Below are 26,744 nucleotides of genomic sequence, written 5' to 3'. Positions count from 1 at the left end.
CGTGGCAGGGGGTGCCTGTCGAGGATCGGGAGCGGCCTGCGGCTCACGGTCCGAGAAGCTTGACGAAGGCCGTCCCGGCGCCGAACAGCGCGACCCCGGCCGTCATGCCGAACAGCGCCACCTGCCAGGGCGCGATACCCCGGTCCCGGCCGATCTTGGCGGCCTCGGCCGCGAGCTTGGTCTGCTCGACGGCCGTCTTCGAAGCCTCGGCCGTCATCTTGAACTGCTCGGCCGCCAGCTTGGTCTGCTCCGCGGCCAGGTTCGACTGCTCGGCGATCGGCTTGTGCTGCTCGGCGACGAACTTCCGCGTCTCCTCGTGCGCGCGCTCGATCCGGGCACGCTGCTCCTCGATGTCGAACGCGGTCTGAGAGGCGGATCCAGCCACGATGGTCACGGTCTCGAACGTGGCCGGAACGATCGCCTCGCGTGCCGGCCAGGACATTCTGCGGCGCGCATGAGACCCGCACAAGCTTGGGGGAGGCTTGCTGCGTCCCTTTTGCCCGCTGGACAACGGAGGGGCGCGGCGTAGCATGGACGCATGGCGCACCCTCCGCACCGCAGGCCCGATCCCATGTCGGCAGCGTCGTCCCAGGCCGGGAAGGCGGCGCCGCTCCGCACGGAGCTGGCGGGCCCGCACTTCCTCGACGGGCAGTTCCTCGTGGCCATGCCCGGCATGGCCGACGAGCGCTTCGCGCGCTCGGTGATCTACATCTGCGCCCATTCCGCCGACGGGGCCATGGGCATCATCGTCAACAAGGCGGCGACCGACATCAGCATGCCGGACCTGCTGGTCCAGCTCGACGTGGCGCCCGAGGCGGACGCGATCCGCCTGCGCGAGCGGGTCGGCCACATGCCGGTCCTGCTGGGCGGCCCGGTGGAGGGACGGCGCGGCTTCGTGCTCCACAGCGACGATTTTCACATCCAGCAATCGACGCTGATCATCGACGATGGCATCTGCCTGACCGCGACCGTGGAGATCCTCCGCGCCATCGCCAGCGGCGAGGGGCCGGCCAGCGCCGTGCTGGCGCTCGGCTACGCCGGCTGGCAGGCCGGGCAGCTGGAGAGCGAGATCATGGCCAACGGCTGGCTCAACTGCCCGGCCGACCCGGCCCTGATCTTCAACGCCGACCTCGACGCCAAGTACGACCTCGCCCTGCGGGCCAACGGCATCGACCCGGCGATGCTGTCGATGACCGCCGGCCGGGCCTGACCCGACCGCGCTCGCCGGGGCGGCACGCCGTCTTTGCGAGCGGAGCGAAGCGATCCAGGAACGCTACGCCGGCCAGCCTCGCGCTACCCTGGGCTGCTTCGCTCCGCCCGCAAAGACGGTCGCGCCGGGCCGTCACGGGGCGGTCTTACTCCGGAACGGCGTCGCCGCCGCCGACCGCGTCCGGGTTCATGCCCTCGACGGCCGGCTTGGGCCGGGGCCGCCGGGGCGCCACGGCGGCGGTGGGCGTCGCCGTGTTGGCGCCGAGCCGGGTCGCCAGAGCCAGGGCGCGGTTCTCCGTCACCCGCAGATGGCAGAACCCGTGCGTCCCCTCGCGCGCGTAGGTGCGGCAGAGCTGCTCCCGGTCCGAGGAGAACGCCGCCTGCTCGCTGACGATCGGCCGCACGTCCTCGCGCCGGGCCCGCTGAGTCATCAGCTTGTAATTGTCCCGTACGGCCTTGTCGGCGACGCCCCGGGCCGTGTCGAACTCGCCGGCCCGCGGGATCAGGGTGGCGGCGCCTGGCCCCCAGAGGCCGACCGGCGTGGTCGCGCAATCCGCCGCCGAGAAGGTGCAGACCGGGCCCGAACCCAGGCTCGAGACCAGGACGCCGCCGTCCGTCACGTCGAAGCGCAGCGGGCACTCGGCCCCGGCGGCCTCGAAGCGCGGCACGCCCTCGGGCTTGCCCTCGGCGGTGAGCGCCACCGGATTGCCGCCCGCGAGCGGGACGGTGCACGAATCCGCCGGCTGCGAGATCTTGGTCCCGGGCAGCTTGATCCGCGCCGTGACGGCCGTGCCGGAGCGCTCCAGCTTCAGGGACCCGGACAGGCCGTTGAGCTGCAGCTCCTGGCCGATCACGCCGTCCTCGGAGGGCGTCTTCAGCACGACCGGGCGGGCCGGGACTGGGGCGGGCCGGGGCGCCTCGGGGGCCGCGGGCGGTCCCGGCTCGCCCGGCGCCGCCGGGCCGGGCGCCGGTTCCGGCAGGCCCCGCGGCGGCGTCGGCGGCCGCTCCGGCTTGATGCCGAACAGGCGCTCGAAGAAGTTCTGGGCCCGCGCGGGGGGCGCGGCGAGCATCCCGGGCGCCGCGACGGCGACCGCCAGGATCGGGAGCAGGAGGCTGCGGGTCGGGCGCATCGGACTCTACGACGGGGAGACGAAGTGGCGGGGCCACGCGCAACCCCTTGTCGAAACGTTAACACGCCGTCGATGGCGCGGACGTGGCAGCGGAGCAACAAAATGCAGCCACGCCACCGGGCCGACGCCGTCCGTGCGGCGAGATCCTGCCGGAATGACAAGGGGATGGCGCGGATCCGCGGGGCCGATCCCGCCGCGCAGGCTTCGCCTTGCGGGCCCGGAACGGGCTTCTTATATCGCCCTCGACGCGGGATTGCGCGCTGGGTTTCAGCCGTTCACGGCCCTTGATCCGGCCCGGGTCCCATACTCACATCACCCCCGACACCGCCATGGGCCGAGCTGCTTCGGGGCTCGGCGGTCTGCTTGAACGCGACACAAAGAGGGATCCCACCATGGGTAAAGTTATCGGCATCGACCTCGGCACCACCAATTCCTGCGTGGCCGTGATGGAAGGCACGCAGCCCAAGGTCATCGAGAATTCGGAAGGCGCGCGCACCACGCCGTCCATCGTCGCCTTCACGGACGACGGCGAGCGGCTCGTCGGCCAGCCGGCCAAGCGCCAGGCGGTCACGAACCCCGAGCGCACGTTCTTCGCCATCAAGCGGCTCATCGGCCGGACCTACGACGACCCGATGACCCAGAAGGACAAGGGCCTCGTGCCCTACAAGATCGCCCGCGGCGACAACGGCGACGCTTGGGTCGAGGCGGACGGCAAGAAGTACTCGCCGTCGCAGATCTCCGCCTTCACGCTGCAGAAGATGAAGGAGACCGCCGAGTCGCATCTCGGCCAGCCGGTCACGCAGGCGGTCATCACGGTCCCGGCCTACTTCAACGACGCCCAGCGTCAGGCCACCAAGGACGCCGGCAAGATCGCGGGCCTCGAGGTGCTGCGCATCATCAACGAGCCGACCGCGGCGGCGCTCGCCTACGGCCTCGACAAGAAGAAGTCCGGCACGATCGCGGTCTACGACCTCGGCGGCGGCACCTTCGACGTCTCCATCCTGGAGATCGGCGACGGCGTCTTCGAGGTGAAGTCGACGAACGGCGACACCTTCCTGGGCGGCGAGGACTTCGACAACCGCATCGTCGAGTACCTGACGGCCGAGTTCAAGAAGGAGCAGGGCATCGACCTGACCAAGGACAAGCTCGCCCTCCAGCGCCTCAAGGAGGCCGCCGAGAAGGCCAAGATCGAGCTGTCCTCGGCCACCCAGACCGAGATCAACCTGCCCTACATCACCGCCGACAACACCGGCCCGAAGCATCTCGCGCTGAAGCTCAGCCGCGCGAAGTTCGAGTCGCTCGTCGACGATCTGGTGCAGCGGACGATCGAGCCCTGCCGCAAGGCGCTCAAGGATGCCGGCGTGTCGGCCTCCGAGATCGACGAGGTGGTGCTGGTCGGCGGCATGATCCGCATGCCCAAGATCCAGGAGGTGGTGAAGGCCTTCTTCGGCAAGGAGCCCCACAAGGGCGTCAACCCGGATGAGGTCGTGGCCATCGGCGCCGCCGTGCAGGCCGGCGTGCTCCAGGGCGACGTCAAGGACGTGCTGCTGCTGGACGTGACCCCGCTGTCGCTCGGCATCGAGACGCTGGGCGGCGTGTTCACCCGGCTCATCGACCGCAACACCACGATCCCGACCAAGAAGTCCCAGACCTTCTCGACGGCCGAGGACAACCAGAACGCCGTCACGATCCGGGTCTTCCAGGGCGAGCGCGAGATGGCGGCCGACAACAAGCTGCTCGGCCAGTTCGACCTCGTCGGCATCCCGCCGGCGCCCCGCGGCATGCCGCAGATCGAGGTGACCTTCGACATCGACGCCAACGGCATCGTCAACGTGACGGCCAAGGATAAGGCGACCAACAAGGAGCACCAGATCCGCATCCAGGCCTCGGGTGGCCTGTCGGACGCCGACATCGACCGGATGGTGAAGGACGCCGAGGCGAACGCCGAGGCCGACAAGAAGCGGCGCGAGCTCGTCGAGGTGAAGAACCAGGGCGAGAGCCTGATCCACGCCACCGAGAAGTCGGTGACCGAGTACGGCGACAAGGTCCCGGCCGCCGACAAGGGCGCGATCGAGACCGCGATGACCGCGCTCAAGACCGCGCTGGAGGGCGACGACGTCGAGACCATCAAGGCCCGGACCACGGACCTGATGCAGGCCTCGATGAAGCTCGGCGAGGCCATGTACGCCGCCAACCAGGCGGCCGGCCCGGATGCGGGCGCCGAGGCGGCGGCCTCCGAGAAGAAGGACGACGTCATCGACGCCGACTTCCAGGAGGTCGACGAGAAGGACCAGAAGAAGCGCGCCTGAGGCGCGGATCTGATACGACCGCGCGGGGCCGGAGCGATCCGGCCCCGCCTTTGCGTGAGAAGCGTATTCAGAAGCTCCGTCATGCCGGGCCTGCGGGGCCCGGAACCGGGAGCCGCCGGCCGATCGCGGATCCGCGTCGTCGGCGCCTCCGGTTTCCGGGCTCGTCGCGGCCTCCCGGAACGGCGGCGCGGTGGTAGAGAAGCGTCGCGGCCCGGGGTACGGGACGGGACGGGAAGGCACCTGAGGGCGGGATGTCGAAGCGGGACTACTACGAGATCCTGGGGGTCACCAAGACCGCCACGGAAGGCGAGATGAAGGTCGCCTTCCGCAAGCTCGCGATGACCTATCATCCCGACCGAAATCCCGGCGACAAGGACGCCGAGATCAAGTTCAAGGAAATTAACGAGGCCTATCAGTGCCTCTCCGACGGCCAGAAGCGCGCCGCCTACGACCGGTTCGGCCACGCGGCCTTCAGCCAGGGCGGGGCCGGCGGTCCCGGATTCGGCAACGAGTTCGGCGACTTCATGTCGGACATCTTCGACAATTTCTTCGGCGACGGCCGCGGGGCCGCCGGCGGTGGCCGCGGACGCGGCGGCACGCCGGGCCGCGAGCGCGGGGCCGACCTGCGCTACAACCTCGAGATCACCCTGGAGGAGGCCTTCACCGGCAAGGCCGAGACCATCAAGATCCCGACCTCGATCACCTGCGAGGTCTGCGACGGGTCCGGCGCGAAGCCCGGCTCGAAGCCGCGGACCTGCCCGACCTGCGCGGGCTACGGACGGGTCCGGGCAGCGCAGGGCTTCTTCGCCATCGAGCGGACCTGCCCCAACTGCCACGGCCGCGGCGAGATCGTCGACGACCCCTGCACCGCCTGCCAGGGCGCCGGGCGCGTCAACCGCGAGCGCACCCTCTCGATCAACGTGCCGGCGGGCGTCGATGACGGGCTGCGGATCCGGCTCGCCGGCGAGGGCGAGAGCGGGCTGCGCGGCGGGCCGGCGGGCGACCTCTACGTCTTCCTGTCGATCAAGCAGCACGAGTTCTTCCAGCGCGACGGCGCCGACCTGTTCTGCCGGGTGCCGATCTCGATGGTCACGGCCGCGCTCTCGGGCGAGATCACCGTGCCGGTGATCGACGGCTCGCAGACGCAGGTGCGCATCCCGGCGGGGACGCAGACCGCCAAGCAGTTCCGCATCAAGGGCAAGGGCATGCCGGTGCTGCGCTCGCGGGAGGTCGGCGACCTCTACATCCAGGTCTTCGTCGAGACCCCGCAGAACCTGACCAAGCGCCAGCGCGAGCTGCTCCAGGAGTTCGACCAGTCGGCCTCCCCGGAGAACCATCCGGAGTCCGCGGGCTTCTTCTCGAAGGTGCGGGACTTCTTCGGGGGCGCGGTCCGGCCGTGAGGCCGGATCCGAATCCCGGGAAGACCCGTTATGCAAGCGGCCGGCGTGGCTTGCATCCCCTAGGCGCGGCGCCGGCTTGACTGTAAGACAGCGCCGTCCCTAGCCATTCATTCTCATCCGGCATCAAGGAATCCAGGACTTGCCGCCGCTCCGCCGTCCCAACGCGAAGGCTCCTGCGGGCAGGAGCGCGATTTTCGGGCCGCGGCGCGACCCCCTCGAGGACGAGGCCCGATTCCTGCGATCCTGGCTGGAGCGCCCCCTGGTCACGGGGGCCGTGACGCCCTCGGGCAAGATGCTCGCCCGGACCATGGCGGCCTACGTCGACCCGCGCCTCGAAGGGCCCGTGGTCGAGCTGGGCCCCGGCACCGGTCCTGTGACCGAGGCGCTGATCCGGCGCGGCGTCGCGCCTGAGCGGCTGATCCTCGTGGAGTTCAACCCCGATTTCTGCCGCCTCCTGACCCATCGCTTCCCGGGCGTGCGGGTCATCCAGGGCGACGCCTACAACATGCGCGCGAGCCTCCAGGACGTGCTGACGGAGCCCGCCGCCGCGACGATCTCGAGCCTGCCGCTGTTCACCAAGCCGCTGGAGCAGCGGCTCGACCTGCTCAACACCGCCCACGACCTGATGCGGCCGGGCGCGCCCTTCGTGCAGTTCACCTACGCGGTCGTTCCGCCGATCCCGGCCCGCTGCGAGGCCGGCAGCTACACCGCCGATCGCTCCAACCGGGTCTGGCTGAACCTGCCGCCGGCGCGGGTCTGGGTCTACCGCAGACCCTGACCTGAACACGGCCTGAGCGAACAGGTCACGTTTGCGTCAACTGGAAAGGCGCACACCTGGGACACGGCCGGACGCCACAAGGCGACCGGCGTGGATCAGGAGAACGCCGATGTTCACCAAGACCGCACGGACCCGTTTGGCCGCCGCCCTGGCCTTCGGCGGACTCGCTTTCGCGGCGCCGGCCATGGCCGCGCCCCTCGGCCGCGACGCCGGCCTGCAGGCGGAAGCCGGCGACGTCCAGTCCGTCCAGTACAGCTACGGCTACGGGCACCGCCACGGCGGCTGGGGTCACCGCGGCTACGGCCCGCGCCATCACCACCACGGTTGGGGCCGGGGCCACCATCACGGCTGGGGGCACCGCGGCTTCGGCCCGCGTCACCATCACCACGGCGGCTGGGGCCATCGCCACGGCTACGGCCGCTGGTAAGGGCTCCGAGCCCGCCGCGCCCGGCCACGGCTCCGTGATGGCCGGGCGCGCCCGCTAGCCGGCGCCCACCCGCTCGAGGACGGGCGGGCGCTCCGGCGGCGCGTTGCCCATTCGGTAGGCCGCCCGCAGCGCGGCCTCCGCCCGGTCCGCGGCGGCCTCGTCGGCCGCGTGGACGATCCCGAGCAGCCCGCCGGACGATCCGGGACCGGCAAGATCCGTGAAGCCGACCCGCGGGTCGACCGGATCCTCAGGCCGCGTGCGGCCGCCGCCGAGCCCGATCACCGCCAGGCCCAGCGCCCGCGTCGCGATCCCCGCGACGGTCCCGTCCTGACGGACCGCCCGGCGCACCGGCGCGGCGGGCAGGTGCGCCTCCGGCCGCTCCAGGAGATCGCCCGGTCCGCCGAGCGCCGCGACCATGCGGCCGAAGCCCTCGGCCGCCCGGCCCGAGGCGAGGGCCTGCTCCAGCCGCTCCGCGGCGCTGTCGCGGTCCGGCGCCAGGCCGCCCACGACCAGCATCTCGGCGCCCAGCGCCATCGTAACCGCGTGGAAGCGCGGCTCGCGGCGTGCGCCCGTCAGGTAGTCGAGCGCGTAGGCGACCTCGACGGCGTTGCCGGCCGCGCTGGCGAGCGGCGCGTCCATGTCGGTGATCAGCGCGGCGGTGTGCAGGCCGGCGCCCTCCGCCACCGTGACGATGCTCTGGGCCAGCGCCCGCGCCTCGGGCACGCCCGCCATGAAGGCGCCGGAGCCCTGCTTCACGTCCATCACGAGCCCGTCGAGCCCGGCGGCGAGCTTCTTCGACAGGATCGAGGCGGTGATCAGGTCGCGGGACTCGACCGTGCCGGTGACGTCGCGGATCGCGTAGAGGCGCCGGTCCGCGGGCGCGAGTTCGGCGGTCTGGCCGATGATGGCGCAGCCGACCTCTGCGACGACCCGGCGGAACGCGTCGAGCCCGGGCGTGGCGTCGTAGCCCGGGATGCTGCCGAGCTTGTCCAGCGTCCCGCCGGTATGGCCGAGGCCGCGCCCCGAGATCATCGGAACGTAGCCGCCGCAGGCCGCGACCATCGGAGCGAGCGGCAGGCTCACCGCGTCGCCGATGCCGCCGGTGGAGTGCTTGTCGAGGACGGGCCCGGGCAGGTCCCAGGCGAGGATCCGGCCCGATTCCGCCATTGCGCGGGTGAGCGCCACCCGCTCCGGCAGCGACAGGCCGCGGAAGAACACCGCCATGGCGAAGGCCGCCGCCTGCCCCTCCCCGACCGTGCCGTCGGTGAGGCCGCGGATGAAGGCCCCGATCTCGTCCGGGTCGAGGGGCTGGCCGTCGCGCTTGGCCCGGATCGTCTCCTGAGGCAGCCGCACGCTCACAGCGTCCGCGCCCGCATCAGGGTCTCGAACAGGCTGCTCGCCCCGAGCCGGAAGGTTCTCGGGCTCACCCAGCCGGGACCCATCAGCCGGTCGGCGAGGTCGAGGTAGGTGGCGGCGTCGGCGACGCTGCGCAGGCCGCCGGAGACCTTCAGGCCCGCGGCGCGGCCGCCGGCGCGGATCTCGGCCAGCATCGCCTCGGCGGCTTCCGGGGTCGCCGAGACCGGGCTCTTGCCCGTGGAGGTCTTCAGGAAGTCGGCGCCCGCCTCCAGGGCGATCCGGCTGGCCTCCCGGATCCGCTCCGGCTCGGCGAGCGCGCCCGTCTCCAGGATCACCTTCAGGGTCGCGGATCCGCAGGTGTCGCGCACGGCCTCGACCATGTCGCGGGCCACCGCCGCCTCGCCCCGCAGCAGCGCGCCGTAGGGCAGGACGAGGTCGATCTCGTCGGCGCCGTCGCGCAGGGCCTCGGCGGTGTCGTCGGTGGCGCGGGCGCAGTCCTCGCCGCCCGCGGGGAAGTTGATGACCGTGGCGATCCGGATCCCGGTGCCCGCGAGCGCCCGCGCGCCCTGCGCGACGAAGCGCGGCCAGACGCAGATCGCCGCGACGCCGCCGCGCTTCGCGTCCCGGCAGAGGACGTCGATCCGGGTCTCGGTGCAGGTCTCGCCGAGATCGGTGAGGTCGAGGAGCGGCAGGGCCCGGCGTGCGACCGCGCCGGCTTCGGGGTCAGTCATCGGCTGTCTCTCCGTCGGGCAGGCCGGCCACGAACGCCCGGACCAGGCGGCCGAGATCCTCCGCGGCCCGGGCCGCGACTTCCTTCGTCTCCGCGTGGTGCGGCGCGCCGCCGGCGATGCCGGCCGCGAGGTTCGTCACCACCGAGACCGCCGCCACCGGCAGGTCGAGGAACCGGGCGAGGATCACCTCCGGCACGGTGGACATGCCCACGAGGTCGGCGCCCAGGATGCCGGCCATCCGCACCTCCGCGGGCGTCTCGAAGCTCGGGCCCGAGAACCACGCGTAGACCCCCTCCCCCAGGGGCACGCCGCAGGCCCCGGCCGCCGCGCGGAGCCGCGCCCGCAGGTCCGGGTCGTAGGCCTCGGTCATCGGCACGAACCGGGCGTCGCTGGCCTCGCCGATCAGCGGGTTCAGGCCGGAGAGGTTGATGTGGTCGGCGAGCAGCACGAGGCAGCCGGGCCCGGTCGCGGGCCGCAGCGATCCGGAGGCGTTGGTGAGGAGCAGGCGGCGGGCGCCGAGGTGCCGGGCGCAGGCGAGCGGCACCCGCATCGCCGCCGGGTCACCGCGCTCGTAGGCGTGGGCCCGCCCCTCGAAGATCAGGACCGGCCGCCCGGCGAGGCGGCCGCGATGCAGCAGGCCGCCGTGGCCGCTGACGCCGGGCCCCGGAAATCCGGGGATCGCCGCGTAGTCGACGGCGCGCGCGTCCGTGAGGGCCGCCGCGATCCCGCCGAGGCCGGTGCCGGTCACCACCGCGCAGGCGTAGGGGCCCGCGAAGCCGGCGGCGCGCAGGGCGTCGCGGGCGGCCGCCTCACTCACCCAGCGTCTCCGGGCCGAAGGATTCCGGCAGTAGCTCCGCCAGCGTGAAGGTGCGGGCGACCCCGCCCGGACCGGCGGCGTGGATCGGGGTGTCCGGCCGGGCGAATTCGCGGATGCGCTGGCGGCAGGCGCCGCAGGGCGTCACCAAGCCGTTGCCGTCGCCGCAGACCAGGATCGCCGCGATGCGCCGGCCGCCGGTCGCCACCATGGCGGCGATCGCCCCGGCCTCCGCGCAGGTCCCGACCGGGTAGGCGGCGTTCTCGACGTTGCAGCCCGCGTGGATCGCGCCGCGCTCGTCGCGCAGCGCGGCTCCGACGGGGAAGTGGGAATAGGGGGCGTGCGCCCGCGCGCGCACCGCGCGCGCCGCGTCGAACAGGGCTGCGAGCCCGTCATCGTCCCGTGCCGGGTCCCGTGCTGGATCCGTGGCCTGCATGGCCGATCTTTGGCACCCGCCGGGGCGCCCTGTCGAGGCCCCGGGCGGGAGGCCGGCGCGCGCTCAGCGGGTCGCCGGACCGGCGCCGAGGAGGCTCGCCGCCTGCCGCAGGTCCGCGTCGCTGCGCGGACCGCTCAGGGCGTAGGCGGTGTCGCCCGCGTTCCACGAGACGACGTCGCCGTCGTCCGAGCCGGTGATGAGCGTCGTCGGTCCTCCGCGGATGCCGCGGGTGGCGAACAGCGACGCCTCGCCGAAGCGCTCGGTCTCCAGGGCGACCTCGATCCCGGTGCCGTGCCGGGCGGGGAAGACCTGGATGTCGCGCACCCGCCAGCCGTCGGGCAGGGCCGGCAGGTCGATGCCGGTCGCCGAGCGGAGGCGCGCCCGGTCGTAGACCGGATCGTCGGCCTGGCCACCGATGCTCTTGCGCAGCTGCGCCACGACCCGGGCCTGCCGCGCGTCGGCGATCAGGGCCGGATCCGGGGTCGCCGCCAGGGTGTCGGGAACGCCGAAGCGGCCGATCTCGTCGTGGGCCAGCCAGCCCGCGCCCACGAGCACCGCGATCGCGGCGGCCCGCTTCAGGCGCGAGGCGACGCGGCGCCAGCGCAGGTTCCGGTCGAAGCGGCGCGCCAGGACCATGTTCCGGTCCGGCCCGGGCCCCGGAACGCGCTCGAAGCAGGCCCGCAGGGCGTCGCGATCGTGCATCTCGGCCATCACCCGGGCCGCGGCCTCGGGATTGGCCGCGAGGTGCGCCTCGACGTCGAGACGGCGCATCGGGTCGATCTGGCCGTCGACGAAGGCGATGAGATCGTCGTCTGTGATCGGATCGATCATCGTGAAGTCCTCGAATCCAGCGTGCCCGGAGGCGATCCGCCGGTCGCAATCGTCAGTCGGCACCGGCGCCCGCGGGTGCCGGTCCTTCATCAGCTCCGTGCTCAGCTCTCTCCGACGGCGCGTCGCAGAGGCCAGGCGGACCTTTCCCGCGGCTCGTCGGACACAACGAGCCGGAGGGTGGAGGGCGGTCCGCGCCGCGTCTCGGGTGTCTTGGCGGGCTCCGCCTCGTCGGAGCCGCGGTCGGTCCGCGTCCCCTCTTCGAAGGCCCGCAGGGCCGCCCGGCCGCGGCCGAGACGGGACATCAGCGTGCCGATCGGGATGCCGAGCACGGCCGCCGCGTCGGCGTAGGCCATGCCTTCCAGGGTGACGAGGTGGAGCGCGGCGCGCTGCTCCTCCGGAAGCTTGAGGAAGGCTTGCCGGATCTGGGCGAGGCGCACCTGACCCTCCTGGGCCGGCGGCGCCATGTCCTCGGTCATCCGGACCAGCGTGTCGGCGTGCCGCGCCTCCACCTGCCGGCGGCGCTGCTCGTCGATGAAGGCGTTGTGCAGCACCGTCATCATCCAGGTGCGCAGATTGGTGTTCGGCCGGAGCGAGCCCTGCATCTCCAGGGCCCGCACCAGCGTGTCGTGCACGAGGTCATCGGCCCGCAGCGTGTCGCGGGTGAGCGACCGCGCGTAGCGCCGCAGGGGCACCAGCAGGTCGAGGAGGTCCGGGCGCTTGTTCTTGTCCGATGCCATGATGTGTGAACGCGGGGCCCGCGCGTTTAATCCCGCCTGCCGGCCCGGCGTCGCGGTCAGGCCTGGTCGAGGGTGGCGGCGATCCCCGAGATCACCCGCGGATCGGTCGGCTCGACCTGCGTGGCGAAGGCCGCCGCGAGGCTGCCGTCGCGGGCGATCAGGTACTTATGGAAGTTCCAGCGCGGCGTCTCGGCGGGGCGCTCGGCCGCCGCCCAGCGGTAGAACGGGTGGGCGCCCGGCATCTTCACCCGGGTCTTGGCCGTGAGCGGGAAGGTGACGCCGTGATTCCTCCGCGCCGCCTCCGCGATGGCCGGGCCGTCCAGGGGTTCCTGGTTGCCGAAATCCGGCGACGGGACGCCCAGCACGATGAGCCCGCGATCGCCGAACCGCGTCCAGAGCGTCTGCAGCCCGGTGAGCTGCCCGGCATAGCCGCAAGCTGTCGCGGTGTTGACCACGAGAATCGGCTTCCCCGCGTAGGCGGAGAGCGGCATCGGCGCGGCCTCCGGGGTCTCGAAGGCGAAATCCGTGGCCCGCGCGGTGCCGGCGGGCTGCTCCGCGGCGCGGGCGCCGCCGGCGAGACCGGCACCGATCAGGATCAGGGCCTCGCGGCGCAGCAGCGTCATGGCGGTGACCTATTCGCGACCTCGTCGCGCCACTGAGCGCGCGATTTTCCGCGCGGAAACGCGCCCGACCCGCCACGGTTTCATGCGCCGCGACGGTCGTTTCGACGCAGGCTCGACCGCCGGCGGATCGGAAGGCCGGCGGGCGGCCTCAACCGGTCCGGACCGTGTCGAGGAAGCGGCCCACTTCCACGTCGAGCTGTTGAGCCTGCCCCAGCAGCCCGGACGCCGCCTCGAGCACCTGTGCGGCGGCGCTCCCGGCCCCCTCCGCCGAGCGGGCCACGGCCGTGATGTTGTTGGTGACGGCTCCGGTCCCGAGTGCCGCCTGACCGACGTTCCGGACGATCTCCTGGGTCGCCGAGCCCTGCTGCTCGACCGCCGCGGCAATCCCGCTCGACACTGCACTGATCTCGTTGATGCGGCTGACGACCCGCGTGATCGCGTCGGAGGCGTCCCCGGTCCAGGACTGAATCTCGCCGACCTGTCGGGCGACCTCCTCGGTGGCTCTCGCCGTCTGCTCGGCCAGTTCCTTGACCTCGCTCGCGACCACCGCGAAGCCGCGACCCGCCGCGCCAGCGCGGGCCGCCTCGATCGTGGCGTTGAGGGCCAGCAGGTTGGTCTGGCCGGCGATGCCCGAGATGAGGCCGACCACGTCGCCGATCCGCGTCGCGCTCTCCCGCAGGCTGCGCATCAGGTCCGCGGATCGTCCGGCCTCCGCGACGGCCGTGTCGGCGAAGTCGGCCGCCGTCTGCACCTGACGGCCGATCTCGTGAATGGTCGTGCCGAGTTCCTCGGCGGCGGCAGCCACCGTGCTGACATTCGTGGCCGCCTGCTCGGCCGCCGCCGCGACCGTCGTCGACTGGTCGGCCGTCTCGGCCGCGGCGAAGCTCATGCGCGCGGCCGTGGATTCGAGTTCGCTCGCCGCCGACGAGACGGCCCGCACCACGCCGCCGACCGCCGCCTGGAAGCCGTCGGCCATCTCGACCATCGCGGCCTTGCGTTGCGCATCGAGGGCGGCACGGGCCTGCGCAGCCTCGGCTTCGAGGGTCGCGGCTCGGACGAGGCCGTCGCGGAAGACCCGGACCGCATCGGCCATGGCGCCGATCTCGTCACCGCGGCCGACTCCGGGCACTTCGGTCCGGAGATCGTTCGCCGCCATCCGGGTCATCGCGGCCGTGATGGCGCGGACCGGCTTGGCGATGCCGATCTGCAGGAGCGCCAGACCGATCAGCCCGATGCCGGCCATCAGGCCGAGGCCGATCAGGCTCGCCGAACGCGTCGCCGCGATGGCCGTCGCCGCGGCCTGAGCCCGGCCGTTCATCAGCGCGCGCTCCGTGTCGGCGATCTCGGCCGTCTTGGCGCGGATCTCGTCCATGATCGCCTTGCCGACGCCCGAGATCATGATCCGGCGCGCCTCTTCCCGCGTCGCGGCATCGCGCATCAGGGCGATCTCGCGATCCGCGAACGCGCTGCCCCAGCGATCAGCTAGGGACTTCAGGTCCGTCAAGCGTGCCTGCTGCGCGGGGTTGTCCGCCACCAGCCGCCGCATCTCCGACCAAGCCGCCGCGAAGGCCTCACGTCCGGCCGTCTCGGGCTCGAGGAAGCGCGGCTCCGCGGCGATCAGGTAGCCGCGCAGGCCGGTCTCCCGATTCACCATCGCGAGGCTCATCCGCTCGACCTGTTCCAGCACCGCCTGCGTGTGTTCGATCCGGTCCTGAGCTTCCCGGATGTCACCGATGTTCCGCAAGGTTATGCCGGCCACGACCAATGTAACGATGAGCATCGCGCCCATGACAAGGGCGATCTTGATGCTGATCCTGTAGTCGGACATACGAAATGACATGTCTCGGGCTCTCCCCGCGGTGAGTGAGTCGCCGCCTCATCAACCGCGCTCTGCCCGTAGACGCTTCATCGTCGCTTATGAAGAGAAATTTTTATTAACTCCAAGCCAGACCAAGATCCATCTACGCAAACTCCTTTCCTTCCACCGAACGGCAGGCCGATAATCTGCCAGATTCGACAATCTTTGACAGATCTCGACAGGAGAATGTCTCGAGATCAATTATCCGTACGCGACCCGAGGGGCCCATCACTGATACGCCTGCTGAAGGTCGACCGTGCAATCCCGGCCGATCCGCTCGTAGTTCTCGGCGAGCCAGGCCTGCGCGGCGGCGCGGCCCTTGTCGCGCAGGCGCTTGAACACGGTCCAGCGCGCGTCGAGCTTGGAGGCGGCGTTGTAGTCCTCGAGGGCGTCGGTGCCGTCGATCCGGTGCACGAGGACCCGGCGGTACTGGCCCTGGCCGAGGGTGCCCTCCTCGATCAGCCCGTCGAGGAAGTCGATCGCCCGCAATTCGCGCATCAGATTCGCGTTGAACGTGATCTCGTTGAGCCGGTCGCGGATCTCGGCCTCCGTGCGCGGAGTCTCGCGCCGCTCCACGGGGTTGATCTGCACGAGCAGGATGTCGCGGGTCTGGGCGCCGCGGTGCAGGGGGTAGAGCGGCGGATTGCCGAGGTAGCCGCCGTCCCAGTAGGGCACGCCGTCGATCTCCACCGCCTGGAAGACCGTGGGCAGGCAGGCCGAGGCCATCAGGTGGTCGACGGTCAGGCGCTCGCGCTCGAACACCGCGAGCTTGCCGGTCCAGACGTTGGTCGCCGACACGAACAGGCCCGCCGTGTCGGCCTCGCGGAGGCGGTCGAAATCGACCTGCTCGGCGAGCGCCTTGCGCAGCGGATTGATGTTGAGCGGGTTCGACACGTAGGGGCTCGGCGCCAGCATCTTGGCCCAGAACTCGGCCACCGGGTTGCCCTTCCACAGGCTGAACAGGCCGCTCACGAGGTTGCGCTGGGCCGGCCCCAGGTCGCCGTCGAGGCTGACCTCGCGCCAGAACCGCTCCAGACCCTCGCGGGCCCCGTCCGGGCCGCCCTTCAGCCAGCCATCCACCAGGACGACGGCGTTCATCGCCCCGGCGCTCGCCCCCGTCACCGCCTCGAAGCCGAGGCGGCCGTCCTCGATGAGCGCGTCGAGCACGCCCCAGGTGAAGGCGCCGTGCGCGCCGCCGCCCTGGAGGGCGAGCGCCACCGGCTTCTCGAACTTGGGCCCGGCGAGCGCGGGGCCCGGCGCCTGCGCCGGCTGCGCCTCGATCGCGTCGGTGACGGGCGATTCGGGAACGGCGGTGGCGGGGTTGTGCGGCTCGGCGCCACCGAATTGCTCGCTCATGTCGGTCTCCTGATCCACCACACAGATGGGATGCTGCGATGCAGCATCAACCGTGCGACGGGATCGCGGCGGGGTGCTCGCCCCGCGCCGGCACCTGCCCCGGCCCGAGCGAATCGGCAACAGAGTCCGACGAAAACCGGCTGGCGGCGGCGGCGGGTGCCTCCGGGACGTGCAGGAAACTCGACATCCGCGCCCGGATACGACATGACAGCCGCGATGCTGTCCTGCGCGATGCTGCCCCGCGCGGCGCCGGGTTGACGCGGCGCCGGGTCGTCCGCAGCTAACCCGCGGCAGCCCCGAAGTTCCGGCGAGGCGTGTCCCCGGGACCGGCCCGGCAGCCGTCACGGCTCCGGCACCCGCGAGGCGCGCCCGCGAAAGTCCACGATGGAAGTCATGGAAGCCACCCGTTCCGAGAACCCCGCCGACAACCCGCTGGCCGGCGGCGGACCGGAGATCGCCGGCCCCGCCCCGCGCCACCGCACCGTCGGCGTCACGGTCGGCGAGGGCGAGGGCGCGGTCACCGTCGGCGGCGGCGCCCCGATCGTCGTCCAGTCGATGACCAACACCGACACGGCCGACATCGATGCCACCGTGGCGCAGGTCGCCCAGCTCGCCCGGGTCGGCTCGGAGCTCGTGCGCATCACGGTCGACCGCGACGAGGCGGCGGCCGCAGTGCCGAAGATCCGCGAGCGCCTCGACCGGATCGGCGTCCACGTGCCGCTGGTGGGCGACTTCCACTACATCGGCCACAAGCTGCTCGCCGACCACCCGGCCTGCGCGGAGGCGCTGGCCAAGTACCGGATCAACCCCGGCAACGTCGGCTTCAAGGACAAGAAGGACACGCAGTTCTCGGCGATCATCGAGCAGGCGATCAAGCACAACAAGACCGTGCGGATCGGCGCCAACTGGGGCTCGCTGGACGGGGAGCTGCTCACCCACCTGATGGACGAGAACGCCAAGGCGCCGCGGCCGATCGACGCCCGGGCGGTGATGCGCGAGGCGATGGTCCGCTCGGCGATCAGCTCGGCCGACCGCGCCGTGGAGCTCGGCCTGCCGCAGAACAAGATCATCCTCTCGGCCAAGGTCTCGGCGGTGCAGGACCTGATCGCCGTCTACCGCGAGGTGGCGCGCCGCTCGGACTACGCCATCCATCTCGGCCTCACCGAGGCCGGCATGGGATCGAAGGGTCTCGTGGCCGCCTCGGCCGCCATCGGCGTGCTGCTCCAGGAGGGGATCGGCGACACGATCCGGTACTCGCTGACCCCCGAGCCGGGCGGCGACCGGTCCGTCGAGGTCAAGGCCAGCCAGGAACTCCTGCAGACCATGGGGTTCCGCACCTTCGTGCCGATGGTGGCGGCGTGCCCGGGCTGCGGCCGCACGACCTCGACCACGTTCCAGGAACTCGCCCGCGACATCCAGAACTGGATCGTCACCTCGATGCCGGAGTGGAAGAAGACCTATCCGGGCGTTGAGGGGCTGAACGTCGCCGTGATGGGCTGCATCGTGAACGGCCCGGGCGAATCGAAGCACGCCGATATCGGCATCTCGCTGCCCGGCACCGGCGAGACCCCGACCGCGCCGGTCTTCATCGACGGCAAGAAGGCGATGACGCTCCGCGGCCCGACGCTGGCCAAGGACTTCGAGACGATCGTGATCGACTACATCGAGCGCCGATTCGGCCAGGGCGGGAACCGCACCGCCGCCGAGTGACGGGCGGGCCGACGCGCAGGTCCCGCGAGACGGAGACCGCGTCGCCTCCCGCCGTCGCTCCGGGGCGCCGCGCGTCCGGTTAACGTTGGCGGCGTGGCCCGCCGTGCCGAGACCCAGCTCCGCGTTCTTCGCGGGTGCACACGGTTTCCGGGCGCACGAGGGCATGATAGCAAGGCCGCACGATCCCGCGAGCGGTCGGCCCGGTGGCCGGCCCGCACGGTTCGGCGGAGTCTTCGCGTTTTCTGCCCGGCCCCGACTGGCCCCTGAGCCGAACCGCGAAGCGCCGGCCACGCCCGAGCTTCCGACATCCGCATGAGCCAAACCTTCGCACCCGGCGTAGCCCCCCAGCCCGCGCCCGCAGCCCCCGACGCCGCGCGCGCGGCCGCCCAGGCCGCCGACGAGACCGGCGCCCCGGCGCCGACGCACGGGCCGGCCACCGCCGGCAGCCTCGACGCCCCCGAGAAGGCCGAGACCCAGCACGGCCATGCCGGGTTCTGGACGCTGCTGGTCGGCTCCGTCGGCGTCGTCTACGGCGATATCGGCACCAGCCCGCTCTACGCGTTCCGCGAAGCGCTGGTCCCGGCCCGGACCGACGGCATCCTGCTGCCCGAGGAGGTGATCGGCACCGTGTCGCTGATCCTCTGGGCCCTCTTCATGATCGTGACGGTCAAGTACGTCGCGATCCTGCTGCGCATGGACAACAACGGCGAGGGCGGCATCCTCTCGCTGATGGCGCTGGCCCGGAAGGCGCTCGGCGGCTCGCGCATCGTGTTCATGCTGGGGCTGCTCGGCGCCTCGCTGTTCTACGGCGACGCGGTGATCACGCCGGCGATCTCGGTCCTCTCGGCGGTGGAGGGCCTGAAGCTCGTCACGCCCGCCCTCGACGAGTACGTCCTGCCGATCACCGTGGTGATCATCGTCGCGCTGTTCCTCGTGCAGAACCGCGGGACCGGGAAGGTGGCGGCCTTCTTCGGGCCGGTGACCGTCGTGTGGTTCCTCGCCATGGCGCTCGCGGCGCTGCCGCACATCACCCTGCACCCGGAGGTGTTCCGCGCGCTCAATCCCTGGCACGCCGTGCACTACCTGCTCGGCCACGGCAGCGGCGCGCTGATCGCCCTGGGGGCGGTGTTCCTGGCGGTGACCGGGGCCGAGGCCCTGTTCGCCGATCTCGGCCATTTCGGCCGCAAGCCGATCCAGGTGGCCTGGATCTGCCTCGTCTTTCCGGCGCTCGCCCTCAACTATCTCGGGCAGGCGGCCCTGGTGCTGGAGAAGCCCGACACGGCCGATCCGTTCTTCCAGCTCGTGCCCGCCTGGGGCCTGCTACCGATGGTGGTGCTCGCCACGATCGCCACCGTGGTGGCGAGCCAGGCGGTGATCACCGGCGCCTTCTCGCTGTCCCGGCAGGCGATCCAGCTCGGCCTGCTGCCGCGGCTGGAGATCCGCCACACCTCCGAGTCGCATGCCGGCCAGATCTACCTGCCGCAGATCAACGCCCTCCTGATGTTCGGCGTCGTGCTGCTCGCCGTGCTGTTCAAGACCTCGTCGTCGCTGGCCTCGGCCTACGGCATCGCGGTGACCGGCACCATGCTGCTCACCGCCTCGCTGACCTTCCTGGTGATGTGGCGCATGTGGAAGTGGTCGCCCGTGGCGGCCGCAGCCGTGATGCTGCCCTTCATCGTCCTCGAGTTCCTGTTCCTGCTCTCCAACCTGATCAAGGTCGTGGAGGGCGGCTACGTGCCGCTGCTGCTCGCGGGCGGCCTCATCATCCTGATGTGGACCTGGGTGCGCGGGGTGACGATCCTGTTCAACAAGACCCGCAAGACCGACGTGCCGCTGGTCGAGCTGGTCGGCATGCTGGAGAAGAGCCCGCCCCACCACGTGCGCGGCACCGCGGTGTTCCTGACGAGCGATCCCGAGATCGCCCCGGCGGCGCTCCTGCACAACCTCAAGCACAACAAGGTGCTGCACGAGAAGAACGTGATCCTCACCGTCGAGACGGTGGACACGCCGCGCTCGAACGAGGCCGACAAGGTGCGGATCGAGCCGGTGGGCCCGCATTTCTACAAGGTCGTGATGAAGTTCGGCTACATGGAGACGCCGAACATCCCGAAGACGCTGGTGCTGCTGCGCCGCCAGGGCTTCAAGTTCGACATCATGGCGACGTCGTTCTTCCTGTCGCGCCGCTCGATCCGGCCGGCGGCGCATTCGGGCATGCCGCTCTGGCAGGACCGGATCTTCATCACCCTCGCCAAGAACGCCAACGACGCCACGGACTTCTTCCAGATCCCGACCGGGCGCGTGGTGGAGGTCGGGACGCAGGTGACGGTCTGAGGGCCGCGCCGCCATGGTCATCGGCGTGCGCGTCCTGACGATCCGGGCTCCGGACGGCGATGTCCCTGTCCCGGTCCGGCTCCGCGCGCCGGAATACGCGGACGGGCACTGGATCTGTCGCTACACGATCGATTGGCCCGAGCAGCCGCGAGACAGTTTCGGAGCCGGAGCGGACGCCCTGCAGGCGCTCCATATGGCGATGCAGAAGATCGGTCTCGATCTCCACGTAAGCGCGGCCCATAAGGCCGGTGCCTGATATGGGAGAATCCCGGTGACGAGTACGGCTTCCCTATCTCGAAGAACGGCCGCGATCTTCTGATCGGCGCCGACAAAACTTTCGAGGGCTGAGCTGCCGGCCCGACGAAGATCGACAGCGGTCGCCCGTCATCACGCGCAACGAAGCGCCCCAACCCGAGGTGCAGTGCTGGGGCGCCAAGCGGAGCGAAGTGCGTCGCTCCGTCGGCGGCCACGGCGCGCGGCTGACCGGGCCGCTGGCCTGAATCGACTGGCCCGCGTCTCCGCATCGATGGTCGCCCATGTGCGCCGCCGCACGCGGCATGCCCGGGGCGCAGAGGCTCGGGGATGACCGGCCGCGTCCCCGCGTTGCGCCGACCCCGCCGCGTGCCTTAGAATATTTATTATTCTGAGCTTGAGCGTTCGCCCCGCGGCCTGTCCGCACCGGGGAACGTGAGCCGGCTAAGCCGGCCGAGGCCCCCGGCCCGGCTCGGACCCGACTGATCGCCGCTCCGGCGCCGCCAGACAGGACGCAACGATGATCAAACTCACCGTGAACGGGGCTGCGCGCAGCTTCGACGGCGACCCCGACATGCCGCTGCTGTGGTACCTGCGGGACGAGCTCGGGCTCACCGGCACCAAGTTCGGCTGCGGCGTGTCGCTCTGCGGGGCCTGCACCATCCATCTCGGCGGCGCGGCGACGCGCGCCTGCATCACGCCGGTCTCGGCGGCCGCCGGCCAGGAGGTCGTGACCATTGAGGGTCTGTCGCCGGACGGCAACCATCCCGTGCAGGTGGCGTGGCGCGACCAGAACGTCGCCCAGTGCGGCTTCTGCCAGTGCGGCCAGATCATGCAGGCGGCCGCCCTCCTCAAGGACACGCCGAAGCCCACCGACGACGACATCGACACCACGATGAGCGGCAACATCTGCCGCTGCGGCACCTACCCACGCATCCGCGCCGCGATCCATCAGGCCGCCGGCCAGACGGCGCCCGCCAGCAAGGGAGAGCGCCTGTGATCCACGACGCCAAGCTCACCGCTGAGCTCGCCGCCGGCACCACGCCGGCCCTCGACAACGTCAGCCGCCGCGGCATCCTCGGCGGCGCCGGCGCCCTGGTTCTGGCCCTCTCGCTGCGCCCGGCCCGGGCCGACGAGACCCAGACCAAGGAGCAGAAGGAGCAGAAGTTCGGCGCCGACGGCATGCCGCACGGCTGGCGCGACGACCCGAAGGTCTTCGTCGCCATCGCGCCGGATGGCACCGTCACGGTGACCAACCACCGCTCCGACATGGGCCAGGGCATCCGCACCTCTGTGGCCTTCACGGTCGCCGACGAGCTGGAGGCCGACTGGGCGAAGGTGAAGGTCGTCCAGGCCTGGGGCGACGAGAGCCGCTTCGGCAACCAGGACACGGACGGTTCGCGCTCGACCCGCCACTTCTTCCAGCATTTCCGCCACGCCGGCGCCGCCGCGCGGCTGATGCTGATCCAGGCGGCGGCCAAGCAGTGGGGCGTGCCGGCCTCCGAGGTGACGGCCGTCAACCACACGCTGACCCACGCCAAGTCGGGCCGCACCCTCGGCTACGGCGCGGTCGCCAAGGCCGCCGCCGAGCTGCCGGTGCCCACCGACGTCAAGCTGAAGGATCCCAAGGACTTCCGCTACATCGGCACCGGCAAGATCGGTCTGATCGACAACTTCGACATCACCACCGGCAAGGCCGTCTACGGCCTCGACACCAAGCTCGACGGGATGCTGTACGCGGTCGTCGCGCGCCCGGCCGTCTACGGCGGCACGGTGAAGTCCTTCGACGACAGCGAGGCCAAGAAGGTCCCGGGCGTCGTGAAGATCTTCAAGATCGACGCCACCCCGATCCCCTCGGAGTTCATGCCGCTCGGCGGCGTCGCCGTGGTGGCCAAGAACACCTGGGCGGCCCTGAAGGCCCGGGACGCGCTCAAGATCACCTGGGACGACGGCCCGAACGCCGGCTACGATACCGACGCGTTCCGCAAGGAGCTGGAGGCCGCCGCGCGCAAGCCCGGCAAGGTCGTGCGCACGCAGGGCGACGTCGACGGCGCCATGGCCAAGGCCAAGACCAAGGTCCAGGCCGAGTACTTCGTGCCGCACCTCGCCCAGGCTCCCATGGAGCCCCCGGCTGCGGTAGCCCGGGTGAAGGACGGGTTCTGCGAGGCCTGGGCCTGCGTCCAGGGTCCGCAGGCCGCCAACGACCGCCTGATGAAGGCGCTCAAGCTGCCCGACGACAAGGTCAAGGTGAACGTTACGCTGCTCGGCGGTGGGTTCGGGCGCAAGTCGAAGCCCGATTACGTGGTCGAGGCGGCGCTCTGCTCGCAGGCCGTCGACGGCGCGCCGGTGAAGCTGGCCTGGACCCGCGAGGACGACCTCCACCACGGCTTCTACCACACGATCTCGGTGGAGCGGCTGGAGGCCGGCCTCGACGACAAGGGCATGCCGGTGGCGTGGCTGCACCGCTCGGTGGCGCCGACGATCGGCTCGATCTTCGCGCCCGACCCGAAGCACGAGCTGCCGTTCGAGCTCGGGATGGGGCTGGTCAACACGCCGCTCGACATCCCGAACATGCGGCTGGAGAACCCCGAGGCCGCCGCGCATGCCCGCATCGGCTGGTTCCGCTCGGTGTCGAACATCCCGCACGCCTTCGCGATCCAGTCCTTCGTGTCGGAGCTGGCTCACGCCGCCGGCCGCGAGCCGAAGGAGTACCTGCTCGCGCTCATCGGACCCGATCGCAAGATCAGCCCGACCGAGATCGGCGACGTCTGGAACTACGGCGAGGACCCGAAGCGCTACCCGATCGAGACCGGCCGCCTGCGCGGCGTGATCGAGGCGGCCGCCAAGGGCGCGGGCTGGGGTCGCCAGATGCCCAAGGGCACCGGCCTCGGCATCGCCGGCCACTACAGCTTCGTCACCTACACGGCGGTGGCGGCCGAGGTGGAGGTCGACGACAAGGGCCAGGTCCAGGTGAAGGCGATCGACATCGCGGTCGATTGCGGCCCGCAGGTCAACCCGGAGCGCATCCGCTCGCAGATGGAGGGCGCCGTGGTCATGGGGATGGGGCTCGCCCTCACCTCCGAGATCACCTTCAAGCAGGGCCGGGCGGTCCAGAACAACTTCGACGGCTACGAGGTCCTCCGGATTGACGCCGCCCCGAAGGCGGTCCGCGTGCACTTGGTGCCGACCGGCCGCTGGGACGGTCCGCTCGGCGGCGTCGGCGAGCCCGGCGTGCCGCCGGTGGCGCCGGCCATCGCCAACGCGATCTTCGCGGCCACCGGCCGGCGGGTCCGGCAATTGCCGATCCGCGATCAGCTGAGCGCCTGAACCGTCACCCGTCGCGAGGCGTTGGGGCCGTGGGGAAACCCGCGGCCCCATTCTCTTGGAAAGTACTCGACCCGATGATGCGTCCCGCCCTGACGGCCTGCCTGACCCTGATCCTGACGGCGGCCCCCGCCCTCGCCTCGCCCTGCGGCGACCGGATCGAGGGCGTCTCCAAGCGGGTCCAGTCCGAGCTGACCCAGTCGATCTCCGCCTCGACCAGCGGCCAGGGTAACGCCGCCAAGCGCGGCGGCGAGGGTGTCACCGGGACGGAGGGCCAGCGGGCGAACGAGTCGCCGCAGGCGCCGCCGGAGAAGTCGGCCCAGGCCGGCCAGGGCGCGGACGCCGCCCAGCAGGCGAAGGTCGCCCTGGAAGAGGCACGCACGGCGGATCAGAAGGGCGACGCGCAGGCGTGCGAGGCGGCGCTCACCCGCGCCGAGCAGCAGCTGAAGAAGGCACCCTGAGGGGCTGATACGCTTTCCGGTTATCCGTTTCTGTCCCACCGTCCTTGCGAGCGGAGCGAAGCAACCCAGGGTCACGCCAAGCCTTCCGAGGTCGCGCTGCCCTGAGTCGCTTCGCTCATGATGACGGAGCGCGTAATACCCCGGCCTCCGTCAGGTCCGAGCCGGCCCATCACGGTAGGCCCAGGGCCGGCCGCGAGGGCGATTCGATCCGCGTGACGTACGTCCGGGGAGAGCCCCGTCACCGCCCCAGCGCGCTGATCTCGATCACGAATTTCCGCCGCAGCGCCCTGGAGAAATCGTCGTAGCCGGCAGCCGCCAGCAGGAAGGCGCCCGGGCCTCCGATGACGTGGGCGCGGTACCACTGCTCCAGGCCCGTGCGCTCCTGCGGCAGCGGCGTCGGGAGCAGGCCGTAGCCGGGCGCCCGGTAGGCCCCGGCCCCGACCACGTCGTTCTCGCCCGGCACCAGGATCGGCAGGCCGTTGATCGTCGCGCCGGTGTCGAGCAGTGACCGGTGCGCCTCCGCGAGACTGGCGGCGTCGGTGCAGTTGTCGATCCCGTCGCCGGAGACGTCGACCACCACGCGCTCGGCCGGGACCGGGAGCGCCGGGAGCACGGCGGCGGTCACGGTGCGGAACATCTGGCCGAGGCAGGTGAACTCGCCCGCCTGGCGCGGCGTCGCCCGCACCAGGGCCGCGGCCGCCGCGGCATCGGCCCGGCCGGCGATCCGCCGCCAGCCGACCGCGAGGGTCGCCCGGTCGGCCCAGGTCACCATCGCGAACAGGATCCCGCCCGGATTGCCGGTGATCGCGCCGAGGACCGACGGATCCTCCAGGGCCTCGGCGATGCCCTCCATCTGCAGCCGGAAGCGCGCGTCGTCGACGGATTGCGACACGTCCACGGAGACGATGAGCGCGGTGGCGACGCTCTCGGGCGCGGCGGCGGCCGGACCCAGGCCGAGGAGCAGGAGGCCGGCGCTCCGCAGCACGCCGCGGCGGATCCGTCGCGAACCCGTCCGCATCATCGGCCTCGGCGCTCCCGGAAGGCGCGGCCCTGCGGCCGTCGCGCATCCGTTAGGCCACGTTTCGACGTCGCGCGAAACCGGCCTTTCGGGGGGCCCGTCGTGCGGGTCCGCCCGTCGGGCCGACGCGCCGTGGGAGGTCCCGGATGCGCGTCGGCGGGGTGTCGGTCGGGCAGATGCCCGGCCCCGGTGAGGATAGCTCGGCTCCGGCGGCGGTGACCCGCTCATCTCGGAGGCGGCCCGTCCTCCGGCCCCATCCCTGGGCCGGCCGCGGGGTCGTCGAGGGCGGCCGCGGCCGCCCCGGAAGAGGCGTCAGGCCGCTGCGGCCGCGAGGGCGTGCCGGTTGCCGTTCAGGCCGGCGCAGAGATCGTCGATCTCGGCGAGGTCCAGCGCATCGCCGGCCCGGCCGGCGATGGTGTCGATCAGGTGATCCTGACGGGGATCGAACGGATGCCCCTGCATCCGGTAGAACTGGTAATAGCGCAGCGCCGCCAGGACGGTGTCACGCTCGCGGTCGGTTACGGTGAAGTGCTGCATGGGTAGTTGCTTCCCCTTGTGGCTTCAACGAACGCTCGGGTAGGCCGCGACGCCGATCCCGAGCTTGACTGTTGTAACCCGTGGGCAACTGCCCGACCAGTTCTTGACAGCTCGCGCCGATGTGATTCGCGTCATTTAAGATTTTGATCCTGGCCCGGTCCGGCGGATCACGGGCCGAGAAACCCCGTTCGCACAACAGGTTGGCGAGCCCGAAGGCGAACGCCGCGTGGTCGGCCCCGTCCGCGGCCGGCCCCGAATCCCCGCCGTCGGCCGGTCGCCCCGCTAGAGGCCGAGCTCGTCGAGGTAGCGCGGCAGCGCGACGCTCGCCGGCCCGTAGCGGGTCGCGTCGAAGGCGTCGGCGTTGTCGGACGGCTCCAGGTTGACCTCGCAGGTCGGGATGCCGAGGGCCTGGGCCTGCCGCACGTAGCCGGCCGCCGGGTAGACCGCCCCCGACGTGCCCACGGCCACGAACAGGTCGGCCTCGGAGAGCGCCGCCTCGATCGCGTCGCGGTGCATCGGCATCTCGCCGAACCAGACCACGTCCGGCCGCATCCGGCCCGGAGTGCTGCAGGTGGGGCAGCTGTCCGCCCGGCTCAGGTCGGCGCGCCACGGGGTGACCGCGCCGCAGGCGCAGCAGCGCGCCTTGAGCAGCTCGCCGTGCATGTGGGTGACCGCCCGCGAGCCGGCCCGCTCGTGCAGGTCGTCGACGTTCTGGGTGCACAGGAACAGCCGCCCGCCCCGGTCGGCGATCCGCGCCTCGGCCCGTGCCAGAGCGAAGTGCGCGGCGTTCGGCTCGGCCGCGACCACGCCGCGGCGGCGATGGTCGTAGAAGTCGAGCACCGTGTCGGGATCGGCCGCGTAGGCCTCCGGTGTGGCGAGCTTCATCGGGTCGAACCGCGCCCAGATCCCGCCGCGGTCGCGGAACGTGCCGAGCCCGCTCTCGGCCGAGACGCCGGCCCCGGTGAGCACGAAGATCGTCTTGGGATGGTCGCTCACGCGCGGCTCCTATTCGCCCGAGAATGGCCGGATATGTCCGCTCGTTGGCGGTGCGGTTTCTTTCCCGCCGGGTCCCGCCGGTGAATGCTGCGGCTCGCTTCACCGAACGGGAGACACGAA

General features: G+C 71.6%; 25 protein-coding genes. 11 read left to right on the top strand and 14 right to left on the bottom strand.

Going from position 1 to position 26,744, the window contains the following annotated elements; genetic code table 11:
• Positions 1-43 precede the first annotated feature (43 nt).
• The gene (locus tag ASG32_RS06515; protein ID WP_244491832.1) at positions 44-442 is read right to left on the bottom strand and encodes a hypothetical protein; all 399 of its coding nucleotides are present in this window, start codon (positions 440-442) and stop codon (positions 44-46) included.
• Positions 443-571: 129 nt separating this feature from the next.
• Between ASG32_RS06515 and ASG32_RS06510 the strand changes: the two genes are divergently transcribed.
• Complete coding sequence (locus tag ASG32_RS06510) at positions 572-1,210, top strand: YqgE/AlgH family protein (RefSeq protein WP_056523678.1); 639 nt, start codon at positions 572-574, stop codon at positions 1,208-1,210.
• 145 nt (positions 1,211-1,355) lie between these two features.
• Here the strand turns inward: ASG32_RS06510 and ASG32_RS06505 are convergent, their stop codons facing one another.
• Positions 1,356-2,339: a hypothetical protein gene (locus tag ASG32_RS06505; RefSeq protein ID WP_056523675.1), complete on the bottom strand. Its 984-nt coding sequence runs from the start codon at positions 2,337-2,339 to the stop codon at positions 1,356-1,358.
• 392 nt (positions 2,340-2,731) lie between these two features.
• On the opposite strand from ASG32_RS06505, the gene dnaK reads away from it, so the two are divergent.
• The 4 genes from dnaK (at position 2,732) to ASG32_RS06485 (ending at position 7,253) form a co-directional block, all read left to right on the top strand.
• A complete protein-coding gene (dnaK, locus tag ASG32_RS06500) occupies positions 2,732-4,648 on the top strand; it encodes a molecular chaperone DnaK (RefSeq protein ID WP_056523672.1) in 1,917 nt (638 codons plus the stop codon).
• A gap of 251 nt (positions 4,649-4,899) precedes the next feature.
• Positions 4,900-6,048 carry a molecular chaperone DnaJ gene (dnaJ, locus tag ASG32_RS06495; RefSeq protein ID WP_020093829.1) on the top strand — a complete coding sequence of 383 codons (1,149 nt, stop codon included), beginning with the start codon at positions 4,900-4,902 and terminating at the stop codon, positions 6,046-6,048.
• A 139-nt stretch (positions 6,049-6,187) separates the two neighbouring features.
• Positions 6,188-6,826 carry a phospholipid N-methyltransferase gene (locus ASG32_RS06490; protein WP_020093830.1) on the top strand — a complete coding sequence of 213 codons (639 nt, stop codon included), beginning with the start codon at positions 6,188-6,190 and terminating at the stop codon, positions 6,824-6,826.
• A gap of 109 nt (positions 6,827-6,935) precedes the next feature.
• Positions 6,936-7,253 (top strand): hypothetical protein, encoded by a 318-nt coding sequence (locus ASG32_RS06485; RefSeq protein WP_056523669.1) that lies wholly within the window; start codon positions 6,936-6,938, stop codon positions 7,251-7,253.
• A 54-nt stretch (positions 7,254-7,307) separates the two neighbouring features.
• On the opposite strand, the gene deoA is transcribed toward ASG32_RS06485, so the two are convergent.
• The 9 genes from deoA to ASG32_RS06440 form a co-directional block, all read right to left on the bottom strand.
• Complete coding sequence (gene deoA / locus ASG32_RS06480; protein WP_056523666.1) at positions 7,308-8,606, bottom strand: thymidine phosphorylase; 1,299 nt, start codon at positions 8,604-8,606, stop codon at positions 7,308-7,310.
• Positions 8,607-8,608: 2 nt separating this feature from the next.
• Positions 8,609-9,340 (bottom strand): deoxyribose-phosphate aldolase, encoded by a 732-nt coding sequence (deoC, locus tag ASG32_RS06475; protein ID WP_056523664.1) that lies wholly within the window; start codon positions 9,338-9,340, stop codon positions 8,609-8,611.
• Complete coding sequence (locus ASG32_RS06470) at positions 9,333-10,157, bottom strand: purine-nucleoside phosphorylase (protein ID WP_056523661.1); 825 nt, start codon at positions 10,155-10,157, stop codon at positions 9,333-9,335. The genes deoC and ASG32_RS06470 overlap by 8 nt, the downstream gene beginning before the upstream one ends.
• Positions 10,150-10,590: a cytidine deaminase gene (locus ASG32_RS06465; protein ID WP_056523657.1), complete on the bottom strand. Its 441-nt coding sequence runs from the start codon at positions 10,588-10,590 to the stop codon at positions 10,150-10,152. The genes ASG32_RS06470 and ASG32_RS06465 overlap by 8 nt, the downstream gene beginning before the upstream one ends.
• 63 nt (positions 10,591-10,653) lie before the next feature.
• Positions 10,654-11,421 (bottom strand): anti-sigma factor, encoded by a 768-nt coding sequence (locus tag ASG32_RS06460; RefSeq protein ID WP_026605029.1) that lies wholly within the window; start codon positions 11,419-11,421, stop codon positions 10,654-10,656.
• Between the two features lie 101 nt (positions 11,422-11,522).
• Positions 11,523-12,158, bottom strand: a complete 636-nt coding sequence (locus ASG32_RS06455; protein ID WP_056523653.1) for a sigma-70 family RNA polymerase sigma factor — start codon at positions 12,156-12,158, stop codon at positions 11,523-11,525.
• Positions 12,159-12,214: 56 nt separating this feature from the next.
• A complete protein-coding gene (locus ASG32_RS06450) occupies positions 12,215-12,781 on the bottom strand; it encodes a glutathione peroxidase (protein ID WP_056523650.1) in 567 nt (188 codons plus the stop codon).
• Positions 12,782-12,929: 148 nt separating this feature from the next.
• The gene (locus tag ASG32_RS06445; RefSeq protein WP_056523648.1) at positions 12,930-14,621 is read right to left on the bottom strand and encodes a CHASE3 domain-containing protein; all 1,692 of its coding nucleotides are present in this window, start codon (positions 14,619-14,621) and stop codon (positions 12,930-12,932) included.
• A gap of 246 nt (positions 14,622-14,867) precedes the next feature.
• Positions 14,868-15,995, bottom strand: coding sequence for a patatin-like phospholipase family protein (locus ASG32_RS06440; protein WP_056523645.1), 1,128 nt, complete (start codon positions 15,993-15,995; stop codon positions 14,868-14,870).
• A 384-nt stretch (positions 15,996-16,379) separates the two neighbouring features.
• Between ASG32_RS06440 and ispG the strand changes: the two genes are divergently transcribed.
• The 6 genes from ispG (at position 16,380) to ASG32_RS06410 (ending at position 24,073) form a co-directional block, all read left to right on the top strand.
• On the top strand, positions 16,380-17,705 hold the full coding sequence (ispG, locus tag ASG32_RS06435) for a flavodoxin-dependent (E)-4-hydroxy-3-methylbut-2-enyl-diphosphate synthase (protein ID WP_056523641.1): 1,326 nt from the start codon (positions 16,380-16,382) through the stop codon (positions 17,703-17,705).
• A 312-nt stretch (positions 17,706-18,017) separates the two neighbouring features.
• Positions 18,018-20,036, top strand: a complete 2,019-nt coding sequence (locus ASG32_RS06430) for a potassium transporter Kup (protein WP_056523636.1) — start codon at positions 18,018-18,020, stop codon at positions 20,034-20,036.
• 13 nt (positions 20,037-20,049) lie between these two features.
• Positions 20,050-20,292, top strand: coding sequence for a hypothetical protein (locus tag ASG32_RS06425; RefSeq protein ID WP_056523633.1), 243 nt, complete (start codon positions 20,050-20,052; stop codon positions 20,290-20,292).
• Positions 20,293-20,808: 516 nt separating this feature from the next.
• Positions 20,809-21,288, top strand: coding sequence for a (2Fe-2S)-binding protein (locus tag ASG32_RS06420; protein ID WP_020093844.1), 480 nt, complete (start codon positions 20,809-20,811; stop codon positions 21,286-21,288).
• The gene (locus tag ASG32_RS06415; protein WP_056523631.1) at positions 21,285-23,615 is read left to right on the top strand and encodes a xanthine dehydrogenase family protein molybdopterin-binding subunit; all 2,331 of its coding nucleotides are present in this window, start codon (positions 21,285-21,287) and stop codon (positions 23,613-23,615) included. The genes ASG32_RS06420 and ASG32_RS06415 overlap by 4 nt, the downstream gene beginning before the upstream one ends.
• Positions 23,616-23,689: 74 nt before the next feature.
• Positions 23,690-24,073, top strand: coding sequence for a hypothetical protein (locus ASG32_RS06410; protein WP_020093846.1), 384 nt, complete (start codon positions 23,690-23,692; stop codon positions 24,071-24,073).
• Between the two features lie 238 nt (positions 24,074-24,311).
• Here ASG32_RS06410 and ASG32_RS06405 read toward each other — a convergent pair whose 3' ends face one another.
• From ASG32_RS06405 to ASG32_RS06395, 3 genes are all read right to left on the bottom strand, one after another.
• Positions 24,312-25,091 (bottom strand): DUF1194 domain-containing protein, encoded by a 780-nt coding sequence (locus ASG32_RS06405; protein ID WP_056523832.1) that lies wholly within the window; start codon positions 25,089-25,091, stop codon positions 24,312-24,314.
• Between the two features lie 312 nt (positions 25,092-25,403).
• Positions 25,404-25,628: a hypothetical protein gene (locus ASG32_RS06400; RefSeq protein ID WP_056523627.1), complete on the bottom strand. Its 225-nt coding sequence runs from the start codon at positions 25,626-25,628 to the stop codon at positions 25,404-25,406.
• A 282-nt stretch (positions 25,629-25,910) separates the two neighbouring features.
• Positions 25,911-26,624 carry an NAD-dependent deacylase gene (locus tag ASG32_RS06395; RefSeq protein ID WP_056523625.1) on the bottom strand — a complete coding sequence of 238 codons (714 nt, stop codon included), beginning with the start codon at positions 26,622-26,624 and terminating at the stop codon, positions 25,911-25,913.
• Positions 26,625-26,744: the final 120 nt, after the last annotated feature.

It is taken from the genome of Methylobacterium sp. Leaf361 (genome assembly GCF_001424445.1).
In the GTDB taxonomy this organism is placed as follows: Bacteria; Pseudomonadota; Alphaproteobacteria; order Rhizobiales; family Beijerinckiaceae; genus Methylobacterium.
Note: the sequence above shows the minus strand (reverse complement) of the source record. Positions and strands in the feature narration are given on the sequence as shown.